The sequence below is a fragment of the Pseudobacteriovorax antillogorgiicola genome, from assembly GCF_900177345.1.
GTDB lineage: Bacteria > Bdellovibrionota_B > Oligoflexia > Oligoflexales > Oligoflexaceae > Pseudobacteriovorax > Pseudobacteriovorax antillogorgiicola.
This window is the reverse complement of record NZ_FWZT01000001.1, coordinates 320,862-335,584: the sequence shown is the minus strand read 5'-3', so window position 1 is coordinate 335,584 and position 14,723 is coordinate 320,862. Positions and strand designations below refer to the sequence as shown.

The 14,723-nt window shown below is 47.1% G+C and carries 11 protein-coding genes; 4 read left to right on the top strand and 7 right to left on the bottom strand.

The annotated features are described in order from the left end of the window. Positions 1 to 21 precede the first annotated feature (21 nt). From B9N89_RS01725 to B9N89_RS01700, 6 genes are all read right to left on the bottom strand, one after another. On the bottom strand, positions 22 to 1,638 hold the full coding sequence (locus B9N89_RS01725) for a hypothetical protein (RefSeq protein WP_132314535.1): 1,617 nt from the start codon (positions 1,636 to 1,638) through the stop codon (positions 22 to 24). Positions 1,639 to 1,797: 159 nt separating this feature from the next. Further along, on the bottom strand, positions 1,798 to 2,628 hold the full coding sequence (locus B9N89_RS01720; protein WP_132314536.1) for a TIGR00282 family metallophosphoesterase: 831 nt from the start codon (positions 2,626 to 2,628) through the stop codon (positions 1,798 to 1,800). Beyond that, entirely contained in the window at positions 2,625 to 4,190 is a 1,566-nt protein-coding gene (gene rny / locus B9N89_RS01715; protein ID WP_200820644.1) for a ribonuclease Y, read from the bottom strand. Before rny ends, B9N89_RS01720 begins: the two co-directional genes overlap by 4 nt. A 288-nt stretch (positions 4,191 to 4,478) precedes the next feature. After that, positions 4,479 to 4,973, bottom strand: coding sequence for a peptidoglycan-associated lipoprotein Pal (pal, locus tag B9N89_RS01710; protein WP_132314537.1), 495 nt, complete (start codon positions 4,971 to 4,973; stop codon positions 4,479 to 4,481). 137 nt (positions 4,974 to 5,110) lie between these two features. Next, complete coding sequence (locus B9N89_RS01705) at positions 5,111 to 6,550, bottom strand: UDP-N-acetylmuramate--L-alanine ligase (protein WP_159455068.1); 1,440 nt, start codon at positions 6,548 to 6,550, stop codon at positions 5,111 to 5,113. After that, positions 6,550 to 7,431 carry a S66 peptidase family protein gene (locus tag B9N89_RS01700; RefSeq protein WP_132314539.1) on the bottom strand — a complete coding sequence of 294 codons (882 nt, stop codon included), beginning with the start codon at positions 7,429 to 7,431 and terminating at the stop codon, positions 6,550 to 6,552. The genes B9N89_RS01705 and B9N89_RS01700 overlap by 1 nt, the downstream gene beginning before the upstream one ends. Positions 7,432 to 7,478: 47 nt before the next feature. Here B9N89_RS01700 and B9N89_RS01695 point away from each other — a divergent pair, with 47 nt between their 5' ends. Both B9N89_RS01695 and B9N89_RS01690 read left to right on the top strand, forming a co-directional pair. Continuing rightward, on the top strand, positions 7,479 to 8,606 hold the full coding sequence (locus B9N89_RS01695; protein WP_132314540.1) for a glycosyltransferase family 9 protein: 1,128 nt from the start codon (positions 7,479 to 7,481) through the stop codon (positions 8,604 to 8,606). Positions 8,607 to 8,762: 156 nt separating this feature from the next. Continuing rightward, positions 8,763 to 9,593, top strand: a complete 831-nt coding sequence (locus B9N89_RS01690; protein ID WP_132314541.1) for a DUF3050 domain-containing protein — start codon at positions 8,763 to 8,765, stop codon at positions 9,591 to 9,593. Here the strand turns inward: B9N89_RS01690 and B9N89_RS01685 are convergent. Then, the gene (locus B9N89_RS01685; RefSeq protein WP_132314542.1) at positions 9,564 to 10,229 is read right to left on the bottom strand and encodes an HAD family hydrolase; all 666 of its coding nucleotides are present in this window, start codon (positions 10,227 to 10,229) and stop codon (positions 9,564 to 9,566) included. The two genes, B9N89_RS01690 and B9N89_RS01685, sit on opposite strands and share 30 nt — an antisense overlap. Positions 10,230 to 10,305: 76 nt before the next feature. Between B9N89_RS01685 and B9N89_RS01680 the strand changes: the two genes are divergently transcribed. Next, the gene (locus tag B9N89_RS01680) at positions 10,306 to 12,756 is read left to right on the top strand and encodes an ATP-dependent Clp protease ATP-binding subunit (RefSeq protein ID WP_132314543.1); all 2,451 of its coding nucleotides are present in this window, start codon (positions 10,306 to 10,308) and stop codon (positions 12,754 to 12,756) included. Between the two features lie 7 nt (positions 12,757 to 12,763). Next, positions 12,764 to 14,710: a transglycosylase SLT domain-containing protein gene (locus B9N89_RS01675; protein ID WP_159455067.1), complete on the top strand. Its 1,947-nt coding sequence runs from the start codon at positions 12,764 to 12,766 to the stop codon at positions 14,708 to 14,710. Positions 14,711 to 14,723 lie beyond the last annotated feature (13 nt).

Genomic DNA, 14,723 nt, shown 5'->3' with positions numbered 1-14,723 from the left:
AAAGAAGCTATGTTCCTTGGGCTAGAATTGAAATGAAATGTGCCCTTGAAGAAGATAGTTATCTTGAGCGGATTGTGAGTCTTTAACTTTCCAAGCATCACCACCCTGAGCGATGGCTCCAGCAACGCCTAGCTCAAGCCCTTCACCCAGGCTTTTTGAGTATGAAACATCAAGCTCCATGCCCAAGCTATCGCCGTAGAAGCCTATAGGTCGCTCCTTGTTGTCTCTCTCAGCTTGTGTCAGCTCATCGTCCCCTGACTGATAAAAAGATTTCGCATCGCTTGAGATAGACTCATTGAGTGAGGCTGTGACGAACTTGATTTCAAAGTTGCCATTTACCAAGCTTTTGTAGCGATAACCGAGAGAGAAAACGCTAGCATTCATCACGCGGTAAGGGTCGAAGATCCCATCAACTCGCTTGTCGTCAATTCCAGTAGTGCCGTTGAACAATAGTAAACCGGGCTTGAAATTGCGGTGGAATGCGACTGCCTTGACCGAGCGATCACGAGCGCTCTCAGGATCAGAAAGGCTTTCGTATTCGGGCAAGTAGCCATCGGGGTCGCCAGGTGCAAAAGCGTAGTCAAAGAACAATGAATGGCTGGTAGCCGTTCCTTGCTTAAACTTTGCTGGACCCAGGACAGAGCCTGAGCGGGATAAGAAGTACTCGATGGAGCCTGCTGCGGCAATGGATTGCACGTTGTTTTTAAACTCGTCAGTGTCGTTCAGGCGACGAGCACCTCCTAGCAATGCTAGGTTAGGATCTGCAGATTCACCTAAGCGGAAAAGAATCTCGTTTTGAATGACGAGGTCTGAAATGATGAAGTTAAGGTAGAGATCAGCGACTTTGATATCAGTGCCAGTGTTGCCGCCACCGAAAATGTTGGCGAAGTAAATACCGACTTGCTGAGAGAAGCCTTTGCCAGCATTGGTTTTATGATCGTTATACTCGATCGTAAAAAAGATCTGATCGAGATCATCACTACGATTATTGGGACCGTAGTTCTGATCTGCGATGCCAGTAGCATAGATACTACCACCGGTTTCCGAAATCTTGTCGTATCCCACGGAGAAGCCAAGAGTCTGGCTCTTCTGAAGATTGATGTCACAAGTTACACCATCGTAAATCGAGGCATCGGTATCGAAGACATCGTTACCACCGTCAAGGTAGAGGCCGAGTCCCCAATGTCGATCGCGGCGGCCAACGGTCAAGAGACAGTAGTCCATGGCGTACTGAGCATATGCCTTAGTGACACGAGGTTGGAGGTCTTTGTAACGAGGTTCGATGGCGTCCTGCTGCAAGCCCGACTGCTCAGCACAGTTGTAGTCTTCACCAGCACCAATGGGTGTTGGGCAGGTATCGAGTTGGGTATCATCGCCCAAGTTAGACTCGCGATCCTGGTCAAACAAGCGAAACTCTAAGAAAAAGCTAGCCTTATCAGAGGTTCTGATCTCTGTATCAAGTTGAAAAAACTGATCAACAGCTTGGTAAACTCCCGTTTCTTGATTAAAGCCAGGCTTCGTTCTTGTTTCTCCGCGAAGCGCATAGCTACCATGTCCGTCGATGAAAACGGCAAGCGCTGGGCTGCTTGCCATAGTGGCCATGGCCAGTGAAGTAAAGATTGCGCGTTTTAAAATCATTAACTCTATTTCCTATGCTACATTCTAAGCAGACACGTTAGCTCTCAAGAATAGGCACTAGAAAAAATACATACCACGCTTTTTTCTTGATAAGCTATGTAAAACCAAGTTCAGGGCGACGGCAGCCTTTAAGCCTATCTGAATAGGCATGGCGAAACGTCAATCTAAAGGTGAGTCATTTATCTCCAGATCCATGCGTTCCAACTCCCATCGGAAGCGCTCGATCTTTAGGCATGCACCCGATTGCTCATCGATCTCTGCGGCAACAAAAGGCATCCACAAGTCTTTTGTGGCTGGTTCGAACTTCTTCCGTTCTCCCCCAGTCATGCGGGCGATGGCGGCCTCTTTGCGAATCCCGATCACGGAGTCGTATGGGCCTGTCATGCCAATATCGGTAATAAAGCCCGTATAGTTGTCGAGGATGCGCTCATCGGCTGTTGGCACGTGGCTATGGGTTCCGAAAACAAGAGAAGCTTTTTCTGCCAGATAGCGACCCATTCCCTGTTTTTCGCTGGTGGCTTCCGCATGAACATCCACAACCCGGATGCGAACCTGCTCCGGAATGTGCTTCATAATCTCATCGACACAGTGAAAAGGATTGCGATTATCTGGGTGCATGAAGGCACTACCTATGACGTTGATCACTGCGAAGGGAGTGCCCGATTTGGTCTCAAGGATCTTATAGCCATGATGAATGGAGTCCACGTTCATCATATTGCCGGGGATCACAAGCCGCTCCGCAGACGGGATCAGCTCGTAGATCTCGCGCTTGTCATGCCAGTGATTGCCTGTTGTAACGCAGTCTACACCGAAGCTTTCAATAAGCTGTTTATAGATTTTTTTTGTAATTCCAAAACCACCGGCAGCATTCTCGCCGTTGACGATCAATATATCGGGGGCGTGGAGTTCCTGAATCTTGGGTAGGGCTTTAGCGAGGCAACGCCTGCCCGCCTTACCCATCACATCGCCAATGGCAATCAATTTAATCATTTCGCAAAGTCAACTTGTCTGCTCTCTCTTACGACTGTGACCTTAACCTGCCCAGGGAAAGTTAACTCTTTTCTGAGTTTGAAGGCGATATCGTTTGATAAGTCGATCACTTCGGAGTCTGATATGCCAGTCGGTGAAACGAGAGCTCTAATTTCCCGGCCAGCTTGAATCACAAATGATTCACTAATACCTTCGAAGCCGTTGACGATGTCTTCCATCGCTTTGAGGCGTTTGATGTAGGTTTCTAGGACCTCGCGGCGGGCGCCAGGTCGTCTCTCTGATAACACATTGGCGGCGTGAACCACAATGGTTAAGGGGCTTGCAAAGTTCAATTCTTCAGTATGGTGTCCCAAAACGGCCTCGATAACATCAGCTGATTCGTTATACTTTGAGCACAAATCAGCGCCGATTTTTGAGTGATGCCCTTCTACTTCCTGATCAACCGACTTGCCAATGTCGTGCAAAAGCCCAGCACGTTTCGCTTTTTTGACATCGATGCCCATTTCAGCGGCCATAATCCCGCAAATGTGAGCAACTTCGACAACATGTTGAAGCACCGTCTGCTGTCCGGCAGTGCGATATTTGAGCTTCCCTAAGTGCTTAACCAACTCAGGGTGTAGGTCAGTAATACCACTGTCGAATGCCGCTTGTTCGCCGTTTTCGATGATCACCTGATCAAATTCAGAGCTTACTTTTTTAACAGTTTCATCGATTCTTGCAGGGTGGATTCGTCCGTCAGCGATGAGTCGCTCAAGGGATATCTTTGCAATTTCTCGATGGATGGGGTTAAAGCATGACAAAATAACAGCTTCAGGAGTGTCATCAATGATCAGGTCGACACCTGTAGCCTGTTCGATGGCGCGTATATTACGACCCTCACGACCAATGATGCGACCTTTCATCTCGTCTGAAGGTAGCCCAACAACGGTAATTGTAGAATCATTGACGTATTCACTGGAAACCCTTTGTACCGCGAGGCTGACGGTCGACTGTGCGATCCGGTCGGCTTCCACACGAGTTTCTTCTTCTATTTGGCGTAGTCTTTCCTGAGCAGCTTTTTTAGCATCTGCTTCGAGAGACTTGATAAGCTCCCTTTTGGCTTCTTCCTGAGACATGTTTGCGATGGATTCTAAGGTCTTGCGATTCTCTTCCAAGTTGAGTTCGCATTCTTTGATCATGCTTCGATAGTGAGCTTCTTGCTGATTGAGATGACCTGTCATTTTTTCTAGGTCAGACTCTTTCTTCTCTAGTACACTTAATTTCTTCTCAACAGATTGCTCGCGATTCTTGACCTTATTTTCAAGTTTCTGGAATTCAGTGCGACGTTTCTTAATTTCAGCATCGAACTGAGTTCGTCGCTGGCGGTTTTCTTGTTTGGCCTCCTGATGGGCCTCTTTGATGATGCGATCCCGTTCTTGATTTGCTTCTTCAAGGATCTTTTCCGAATCCATCTGAGCCGCGTCAAAAGTTTTTTTAAGACTCTTTCGGTGAAATAGTATGCCAAGCATAAAGCCGACGATAACAAAAAAGAGCCCTACTGTTATAGAGATGACCGTATCCAATGGGTAGCCTCCGTGGTGTGCAAATAGCCAAACTGGACAACCTAGTCGAGCCGACACAGTTGACTGGACTGGTGATGGTATCCCGATCAAGCGAAGTTTGCAACGAGGTGAGATTAAATTTGTAAACCATGATTCCGATTGTACGTAAACATTAGCCAAGAGGGCAAGATGCTTTCAGAAATCTGAATCTAAGGGAACTTCGGGCAAAGGTCTATGCAAAAACCAGGAAGGCTTTAAGGGGGCAAAACGAGAAAAGCCTTCCCAATCGGGAAGGCTGAGTCTTCGATATTAGGGGTTCGATAGAACGAACTCTGCGCGGCGGTTCTTTTCCCAGGCCCCTTCATCGCTGCCTTCCACTGCTGGGCGCTCTTCGCCGTAGCTCATAGTAGGAAGACGGCTTGGATCGATACCAAGCTCAACAAGGTAGTTCTTAACCGATTGAGCCCGACGCTGGCCAAGGGCTAAGTTGTATTCAATTGAACCACGTTCGTCAGCGTGACCTTCGACTTGTACCACAGCTGCGGTGTTATTCTTCAAGTAGTCAGCGAGCTGGCTTAGGCTATCTTGACTGGAAATGCTTAGAGTATAGTCGTCAAACGCAAAGTACACAGGCTGTGTAACTTCTTCAACGCTGACCATCTCTTCGGGTGGAGCTGCTGGCTCTTCAGTTTCCGTCGGCTGAACAACTTCCTCTGCGGGCTGTTGATCTTCAGCACAACCAAAGCCAAGTCCTAGAGAAAGAACCAATACTGCAATCGGCTTCCATGTCTTCTTTAACGTCATCCTATCTTCTCCTGACAACCTAGAATATTTATGAAAAATGATACTCAGCTTCTAGTGAAGCTCAATCGTAAACATTAACTAACTACTATGCAATGAGTTTTCGATGAAGAGGCATCTCTCATCAGTGCTTTTACCTATTAAACCGAAAGCCTATTGGCAAGTTTATACTGGATTCCCGAAAAACTGCCACTGGACATAAAGATTATAGCATCTTTCGGCTTCATCTTTGCAACTAATGAATTGAGCAGATCCTCGTTACTTTCGAAGAATTCTGCCTTTGAGCCGATGCTTTCTGCAATCACTGCAGTGTTCATCCTCAACTCTTCAGGAATTCTCTTATCAACTGGACAATAACCTAGCAAGACCTGGTCAGCGATATTTAATGCTTCGGCATATCTTTTTGTGAAAATGTTCCTCCGACTGGTGGCATTCCGTGGCTCAAAAGCAACAAATAGCCTTCGGTCGGGGTATGAACGCTTAAAAGTTTGCAGCACAAGGGCGACAGCAGTTGGGTGGTGAGCGAAGTCTTCGTAGATTTCAATATCATTGACAGAGGCAAGATGATCTAGACGGCGCTGAACGCCTTCAAAGCTCGCGATACTCTGACTTAGGGATAAACTGTCTGGCTCCGGAATAACCTGGGCAGAGACGAGTCGATCAATGCAGGCAACAACTTGAGTAAAATTGGCGATATTGTGCTGACCAATAGCACTGGTCTCGAAATTCAGTTGACCCCAGCGTGGCGTTTTTACCACAGCACGCCAAGATTTTTGCCCAGGAATGACATCCTCTAGATGAAAGTCGCAGTCTGCATTTTCCCCTACCGTACTGACCCGAGTGACCTCATGAGCCAGCTTTCTGGTTTCAAGGAAGTTGCGCACGCCAGGATCATCCCAATTTGCCAGAACATTTTTTTTATTGTCCATCCGATCGAACAGTAAATCGAATTGGTGCTCTATGGCCGCCAAGTCTTTGAAGATGTCGGCATGATCAAATTCAAGATTGTTGAAGATCAGGAATTTGGGATAGTAGTGAAGGAACTTAGAGTTCTTATCGAAGAATGCTGTGTCGTACTCGTCACCTTCTATGACAAAGGGAGCATCGGACCCAAGATGAAAGCTTTTGCTGAAGTTTTTTGGAATTCCGCCAATAAGGTAGCCGGGATCATGTCCAAGTGAACGTAGAACATGTGCCATCATCGACGTCGTGGTGGTTTTACCGTGAGTCCCTGCAACGACGATGGACTGCCTTTGTTTGAGTATCATCTCACCCAGGAACTCTGGAAAGCTTGTGTAGGGAAATCCTTGGCTGAGGATCTCCTCAAGCTCTTCATGACCACGGGACAAAGCGTTTGCTATAATAACCATATCGGTTTTTAGGCCATTGATATTGTCCTTGCTATAGGGCGTTCGGACCGGGATTTTTAAATCGTCTAGAAGGGTCGACATCGGTGGATACAGGTTTGCATCACTCCCTGAAACCTGGAAGCCTGCCTCTTGGGCAAGTCCGGCCGTGGATGCCATGCCGGTGCCGCCGATGCCTATAAAGTAAAGTTGGGCGTTGCTACTAAGTTTCATTAAGTCCTCCATTGCCAGCTTAGAGTCAAATCATCAATGCACCCATGAGACCCAATGCCCACCGGATAATTGGGGGTGCAGTGTCCAAACGCCGAACTAGAAGATACACTTAGCCCGTAGCGCTCGTGTACGTCCGCGCAAAATTCGTGCTTATCATAGCCCATATCCCCAAGGCCACAGAAGTCCCCTAGAATAAGGTGTTCGACGCCAGCAAAAAGCCCTGACTGATACCATTGATTCAAATAGCGAAATAATTTTCCGGGGTGTTCGTTGACATCTTCGAAGAATAGAATGTGTCCGTCGAGCTGCTTGGGCAGATAGGGTGTACCGATCAAGTTGGACAGAACAGAAAGGCAGCCTCCAAATAGAATCCCCTCCATGTGAGGTTTTCCGCCCCAAGAAGCATCAAGGGCGATCTTATTCTCACGTTCCGTATGTATTAGTGCTTTCCAAAGAGCGTCAATATCGGAGTCTGAGAGCTGCCCCCAGTAGCTTGTCATGGGCATAGGGCCATGTAGAGACTGCCATCCTAATTTGGTATAGCAAGCTGATTGCAGTGCGGTGAGATCTGAATAGCCCACAATCATCTTGCGACTGCTGGATTGGAGCTTGTCCCATGGCAAATCTGGGAGGAGGTCACTCATGCCGTAGCCTCCTCTTGCGGCTAAAATTACATTGATATCAGTGGCTAGAAGGGCGTCGCTAAGGATGCTCAGGCGATCTTGAAAGCGGGCTGCATGAAAATTCCATTTGCCGGGCTCTCCAAGGGGAGCTTCGTCAATCTTGAAGCCAGCTTTTTTTAGTTCTAAAATCGAGTCTTTCGGGGTATCGTCTGGGGCCTTACTGGCTGGGTAAATGAGTTTAATCTGAAGTTGGTCCATCGCTCGCCTAACTTTTTTTGTTATTATAGCACCTTGGAAAGGAACTTATGGCATATAATTTCGATTGCCGCCAATTCACAGGCTATAAACCTTGTAAGTACAAGAGGGCTTGTGAAGCATGTCCGCACTATGACCCAGTGACCCAAAGAATTGCCATTGTTAGTCTTGAGGCTATGGGGGCGGTGCTACGTTCCACTTGCTTGTTGCCGCCTATCAGGAAAAAATATCCTGGGGCTCATATTACGTGGATCACCTTAAAGAATGCTAAGCCACTTCTTGACAATAATCCACTGATCGATCGCTTGATTGTGGTGGAGCCAAAGACACTTCCCTTGCTGCAAACCTTAGAGTTCGATGAGCTGTATGCAGTTGATAAATCGAACGAAGCGGGAGCGCTGAGCAGCCAGATAACTGCTAAGAAAAAGTATGGGTTTGCTTGCGATGGCAACGGCGTGATCCGACCGTTTACCGAGCATGGCAACTATCAGTTTGATGTGGGACTCAATGATGATCTCAAGTTCTTTATCAATCAAAAACCTGAGACGCAGCAGATAACCGAGACGATGAACCTCACTTGGGAACGCGACCCATATATCCTAGAACTAAGCGAGGATGAAAAATCTACGGTCAAGGCGAGACGTACCGAGATCCTGGGTTCGACCGGAGCCAAGAAAATTATTGGTTACAATACCGGCTGCTCTGTTCTGTTCCCATATAAAAAGTTCACGGTTTCCCGTGCGATTGAGCTGGTTGCTGGATGGCGTAAGGAATTCCCCGACTATGCCGTGGCCCTGCTTGGAGGTCCAGAAGATACTGAGAGGCAAGAGTCAATAAAGGCGGCTTTCGCAGACGATTCAGCTGTGATCAATACGCCGACTCGTGAGGGCTTGCGCTCAGGAATGATGTGGGTCGATACCGCCGACATGGTTTTCTCTGGCTGCTCTCTTGGTCTTCATATTGCAATTGGCCTTGGAAAGCCTTGTATCGCATGGTTCGGTGTTTCTTGTAGCCAGGAAATCGATCTTTATGGCAAGGGTGTCCATCTTAAGGCAGATGTTCCTTGTACCCCTTGCTGGAAAAAAAGATGTGACCGTGAGATCAAGTGCTACGACCAAGTGTCTGTAGAACGTGTGATTCGGGCAACATCTGAGATTAAATCACAGTTTCTAGACTAGTACAGTCGTTCTTAAGGGTGCGCTTGTTCGCACCCTATAACCGAAGTCCCCCAGTGTTTGCAAGCCTAGGCGCTTGGCTATTTTTTCCTTATACTAAAAGTATTCCTCAACGACTTAATTCCCAAGGTCTGGTGTTCCCACTGGAGGTGGATTTTCATGTCTTTCATGACCGATCGATACTTTCAAATGCTTGAAAACCATAAAGTTTATGACTTGGTTTTCAATCGGCAATCATTGACCTATTTTATGGAGCGGCACGTTATATGTGTTTGGCTCTACCATAGCCTTATCAAGAGCCTTCACAATGAACTTGTGAATGATCTAAAGTCCATCAACTCATGTGAGCAAAAGGAATGCCTTCGGCTCATAACAGAAGTTATTCTTGACGAAGTAGTGGAAGACCAGGGTGATGGTCAGATTCAGAGTCACCTTGAACTCTATATCAATGCTATGGAGGATATCGGAGCCAATATTGGGCCGGTATTTTGCTTTTTTGAACTTATTGATAAGGAAAAGGACGTTTATCGAGCCTTGCGTTGTGCCCGATTGCCTGAGGAAGTCCAGAGATACTGTCGAAGTATCTTGCCTTTTCTATCAGCTCCAGCATATCAGAAAGCAGCAGTTCTGTTTTATGAGGGTGAGCCTTACATCCCGGATCACTTTCTGATGAATATTGAATCGATGCTACCAAAAGTTGAAGTTAACGCCTTGCTTGACTACTTTGAAAGTCATATTGAAGGCTTGAAGCGACCAGGTTTTTCAGCTTCAGGTCGCCTGGTTGAGATTCTGTGCATGCAAAGTGGGAGTTATCAGAGCGAGGCAGAAAGAACGGCTGAAAAAGCCATGAAAGCTCGCTTGGATCTATGGAACAGCATCTCTTATAGCCTAGAAGACTACTCGGAAAAGTTAGGTGTCCAGGGAATGCCGTCTCTCACTCTTCTCCCTGGCGGAAAAAATCTAGAGGGGAGGCAAAAGTCCAAGGGCTAAGGCTTCGTCGAGATGCGCACAGGTGTGATGTGCCCCGACTCCCGCAAGGACATCGGCGCTGTGCTGGGTGGTAACCCCAACGCCTATCATGGAAGCCCCTAGGGCAGCTTTTAAACCATGAACGCTATCTTCGAAAACCATGATATTTTTATAGTCGGAGAAGGTGAACCCTGCTTTCTCTGCACCGAGAAAGTAAGGCTGTGGGTGAGGCTTGGGCTTGGTGTAGTCCTCAATGCCAAGAAAAAATGGAACATCGAGGTCGTGAGCCATAAGGAGTCCTCCGATAAATTCACGACTGGCGTTGCTGACAATTCCAAAGGGGATTTTTTGTGAGTGCAAGCTTTGGAAAGTTTCTCTGACACCCGGTAGAAGGGCGACGTCAGCAATCAACCCCTGCAAGGCCATAATCTTGCGTTGGGCCAGCTCGTCGGAGAGTAAGCCCTTATTCATCCGAGCAGCGAGAATGCCGCTGATAACTTTGGTGGATTTACCAACAAGCCTATCGAGGTCTTCAGCGCTTAAGGTTTCGTTGAAAAGTTCTTCATAAGCTATTTTCCAAGCTTGGAGGTGAGCGGGCATGCTGTCCACGACGACACCGTCAAAATCAAATAGAACTGCTGCAAGGTTTTTTGTCATCTGCCTGCCTTCCGTTTTAAAGCGAATCGTTGATACTATAGAACAGTCTTTTCGAAGTTCAAGAGCTGGGTGATTTATGGTTCAAAGACTTATTAAAAACTCCACAGTCAAAGTTACAGAGGCGTTGCAGGCTGCTTTGATGGAATATGCGAATCAGAGAAAGTCAGTAGTTGGGCCCGAGGGCATCTTGGTTGCCTTGGTAGACCAAAAAGATTCGATTGTTATTAAAGTCCTCAATGAGTTGGATAAAGATCCTGGGGATGTGCGCGCTAAAATCGTGGACATTGCTATTTCTTCCATTAACAGCCTCCCGCAGTTTCATCCTGGCCAAGTAAGTCAAATTAGGATGACAAAGGAAGTTGAGAACCTCTTCGAGGCAGCAGATCGTGAGCGTCGGCGCATGGGGGATACATACATCTCCACGGGAGCGCTATTTTTGGCTTGTTTTGATGGGTCAGTCCCAGCCAACGCTAATATCCTGAGCGAGGTAGGATTAGACTATCAGGCATGCTCTAAGGCATTGGAAGATATTCGTGGCAATCAGAAGATCTCTGATCGCGAGGAAGAATCTCGCCAGTCAGTATTAGAAGAATACACAACCGATCTGACTTTGATGGCTCGCCGTGAACAACTGGACCCGGTGATCGGGAGAGATTTTGAGATTGATCGGGTCATTCAGATCCTGTCGCGGCGCAAGAAAAACAATCCTTTGCTTCTTGGAGAGCCGGGAGTCGGTAAAACGGTGATTGCTGAAGGACTCGCCAATCGTATCATTTCCGCAGATGTTCCTGATTATCTGAGAAACAAGCGTATTCTGAGCTTGGAAATTTCTAACATCTTGGCTGGCGCTAAGATGCAGGGTGAATTCGAAGAGAGGCTCAAGGCCATTACAGATGAAATTGTTGCAGCAGCGGGCCAGATCATCCTATTCATTGACGAGATCCATACTGTTGTTGGAGCTGGTCGCTCATCAGGTGGGCTTGATGCATCAAACATGCTCAAACCAGCGCTAGCACGTGGTGATTTACAGTGTATTGGGGCTACAACCAATAAGGAATACAAGCAATATATTGAGTCTGACAAAGCTCTAGAGCGACGATTCCAGGTGGTGCGCGTTGAGGAGCCATCGGTCGCTACAACGATCGAGATCTTAAAAGGTCTTAAGGCACGCTACGAAGCCCATCATGGGATTCAATATACTGATGATGCCTTGGTTGCAGCGGCGGAGCTATCGGATCGCTACTTGCAGGAAAGGAGCCTCCCTGACAAGGCCATAGACCTCATCGATGAAGCAGGGTCGGAGCGTCGCCTCAAAGTAATCTATGTGCCTCCAGAGCTCCGTAAACTAGAAAAAGAACGACAAGATTTGATTGATGAAAAATCGAAGGCATTCAATGAGCAAGACTTCGAACAAATGTCTATGTTTCAGATGAAGCTGGCTCAATTAGAGGATGAGCTAGCAGAAAAAAGAAAGGCTGTGGACTCGGCGAGGGAAGGCTTAGACACTTTCGTTGATCATGAAACGATCGCCAATCTCATTAGCAAGAACACTGGTATCCCAGCTCAAAAGATGGTCTCAGATGAGTCAGAAAAGCTCATGCAATTGGAAAGCCATCTACAGAAACGAGTGATTGGCCAAGAGCATGCGGTAGGTTCTGTGGCCAACGCTATCAGAAGAAACCGATCAGGGCTCAAGAAAAAAAATACACCGATTGCGTCGTTCTTGTTTTTGGGTCCTACTGGTGTCGGAAAAACTGAGCTAGCCAAGGCGATTGCTGCTGAAGTGATGGACGATGAGAGTCGTATCATTCGCATCGACATGTCGGAGTACATGGAGAGGCATGATGTCAGCAAGTTGATTGGATCGCCACCTGGTTATGTCGGCTATGGAGAAGGGGGGCAGCTAACAGAGAAGGTCCGTCGTCAGCCGTATTCTGTGGTATTATTCGATGAGTTCGAAAAGGCTCACCCAGATGTCTTTAATCTCTTGCTTCAAATTCTCGATGAAGGGTGGTTGACAGACTCTGAAGGCCAGAGGGTTAGTTTTGCCAACACCGTTGTCATTGGGACCTCAAACCTTGGCTCTGAAGTTATGGGTGAAAAAAAGACTCCCATTGGTATCGGGTCGAGGGTTACAGAATGGTCTAAGGATGACGAAAGCAAAGAAGTTTTCAAGGTTGTAAAACGACATCTTCGCCCTGAGTTTATCAATCGACTCGATGAAATAATTATTTTCAATCGACTGAATGATGACGAGTTCCGAGCAATATTCGATATTGTTCTCGAAGACTTGCGCGACCGGGTCGTAGGGCTTGGAATGAAGCTTGAAGTGGATGAAGAGGTGAAGCAGCTCGTCTTGGGTAGCATCGATACCAATCAATATGGTGCTAGGCCCTTAAAGCGCAAGGTTCAAGATTTATTGGAAAACGAAATCGCCAATCATCTGATAGTAAAATCTTCTGACTCGATTAATTTAATCAAAATAGGCTTAGTGGATGGTGACATTGCGGTGTCTTCGGAATCTTAGGAAGATCTTGGCGGTATGGATTGTCGTTGTCTCAACTGGTGGGCTTGAGGGTAATTCCGCGTCGGCAGATACCATAAACACCTATCGCAAGCTCTTACTAGATTACCGGCAGCATGCTCAGCAGATCTCTCAGGGTATGAGTCTGCTGCGGCAATCGTCACAGGATCCCTGGCACAAGGCTCAAATTCACTACTTCACTGGTGCTTATGCAAGTGCCTATAAGACCCTTGCAGCCGTGGATGATAAAAATCTACCACTTAGCGACTATATTTTTTTTCTTGAAATGAGGTTCAGACTCCAGTTGGAGCTGGGCCACAAGCGCAAAATTAGAAATCAGATTTCGCGAAGAACTAGAGCGAGTAAGTATTTACACTTCCTAGAAGAAACGGATATCTTCTACAGGGTTAAGGAGCAAATCTCATCTCGGTATCCAAAGGTATGGCAGAGCTATGCTCGTAAGGCACTTTCAGACTACCCATATACGGGTGCGTCGCTGGCGTCATTCGCTCATTTTCAAGAGAGTTACAAGGCAGGGTCGATACCATATCGTGTTGCGCGGAAGCTAAGTCGTTTGGGACGGCGAGCACCGAACATTCGCGACTGGTTGCATGACAAAGTCCTTAGCAATCAGGTGAGCTTTCGCGGTCAGAGGCGCAGTTCACACTATCTAAAAGTGAGACTTCTGTTTTATATGAAAGATAACCTAAGGCTCATCGATCTTGCCAAGAATAAGCTTGAACGTAAGCTTAGGGTAAAGGATACGGCTGATATTGCGGAGATGCTGGCCCGTGCCTACGAAGCTCGCCAAGATCTAGACCAAGCACGGAGTACCTATGAGTCCTACCTAGAAAGGTTAGGTCGAAACTCGGCGACGATGAGGCTTTGGGCCAGTTATGGGAGATTCTTGGCGCGGCGAGGGTTTCTGGATCAAGCGTCGGATGAATTGAGCAAGGCTTCAAAGAAGACGTATAGCCGTTCGATTCGATGGTCGGCTTTTTGGTCGAACTATCGTGCTAGGAACTTAGATAAAGCTAAAACCATGATTCAATCCAGGCGCTACCGGTCTCTTGATCGTCATGTCCCAGAAATGCGAGACTATTGGCGTGCTAGGGTGTTAGAGAAAAGCGGTGATACTCCGGGGGCTTTGGCTCTCGATCGAAAGATTCTCGATAGGTGGGGTAATGGGTTCTATGCTACCTTGGTTATGCAAAAATATCTTGGTCAACTGAAACCTGGAGATTACACTGCCGGTCGCGGAAAAGTTATCCCGATTTCTATGAAAACTAAAGGCCGCGATGTCTTCGATGTTAGAAGATGGTATGAGGAACAAAGCAAACCTAGACCTGAAAAAAGATCGAAGCTTCGCTCAGTGACTAGCTTATACACCGATATTCAAGAAAATCCAGAGTACTGGCAACTTAAGTACCCACAGCCATTTCAGGATTGGGCGCAAGCTGTGGAAGACTTTTGGGCACTCGACCCGCTGCTCCTATACAGCGTAATGCGAGCGGAAAGCTTCTATAATCCGAGTGCAAAGTCTCCTGTTGGTGCCCGTGGGCTTATGCAAATCATGCCATATACAGGCTTTAATATCAGCCAGGATTTAGGTGATCCTCAGTTTCAGGTCACCCAACTCACGGACCCCGCTATCAACATCCTTTACGGGGGGTACTATTTGGCTAAGCTGCTCAAACACTACAAAGGAAATGTCTTCTACGCGGTAGCAAGCTACAACGCAGGGCCATTAAAAGTCGACGAATGGCTGAATACGTGCCAGGTTTGTGAAACTGATGAGTTCGTCGACTCGATTCCCTTTCGAGAAACCCGAAACTATGTGAAAAAAGTTGTCGCGAATTATGCTATGTATTCCAGAATTTATCGTGGTCAGTTGATTCCAAACCTTGTTGATCAACAGTCCAAGCTCCACAATGGCTTCGAGAATCGCTTATACTAGCTAGAGTTTTGGC

Coding starts and splice junctions, on each gene's coding strand:
- B9N89_RS01725 (WP_132314535.1), bottom strand. CDS start 1,638: ATGATTTTAAAACGCGCAATCTTTACTTCACTGGCCATGGCCACTATG.
- B9N89_RS01720 (WP_132314536.1), bottom strand. CDS start 2,628: ATGATTAAATTGATTGCCATTGGCGATGTGATGGGTAAGGCGGGCAGG.
- pal (WP_132314537.1), bottom strand. CDS start 4,973: ATGACGTTAAAGAAGACATGGAAGCCGATTGCAGTATTGGTTCTTTCT.
- B9N89_RS01705 (WP_159455068.1), bottom strand. CDS start 6,550: ATGAAACTTAGTAGCAACGCCCAACTTTACTTTATAGGCATCGGCGGC.
- B9N89_RS01700 (WP_132314539.1), bottom strand. CDS start 7,431: ATGGACCAACTTCAGATTAAACTCATTTACCCAGCCAGTAAGGCCCCA.
- B9N89_RS01695 (WP_132314540.1), top strand. CDS start 7,479: ATGGCATATAATTTCGATTGCCGCCAATTCACAGGCTATAAACCTTGT.
- B9N89_RS01690 (WP_132314541.1), top strand. CDS start 8,763: ATGTCTTTCATGACCGATCGATACTTTCAAATGCTTGAAAACCATAAA.
- B9N89_RS01685 (WP_132314542.1), bottom strand. CDS start 10,229: ATGACAAAAAACCTTGCAGCAGTTCTATTTGATTTTGACGGTGTCGTC.
- B9N89_RS01680 (WP_132314543.1), top strand. CDS start 10,306: ATGGTTCAAAGACTTATTAAAAACTCCACAGTCAAAGTTACAGAGGCG.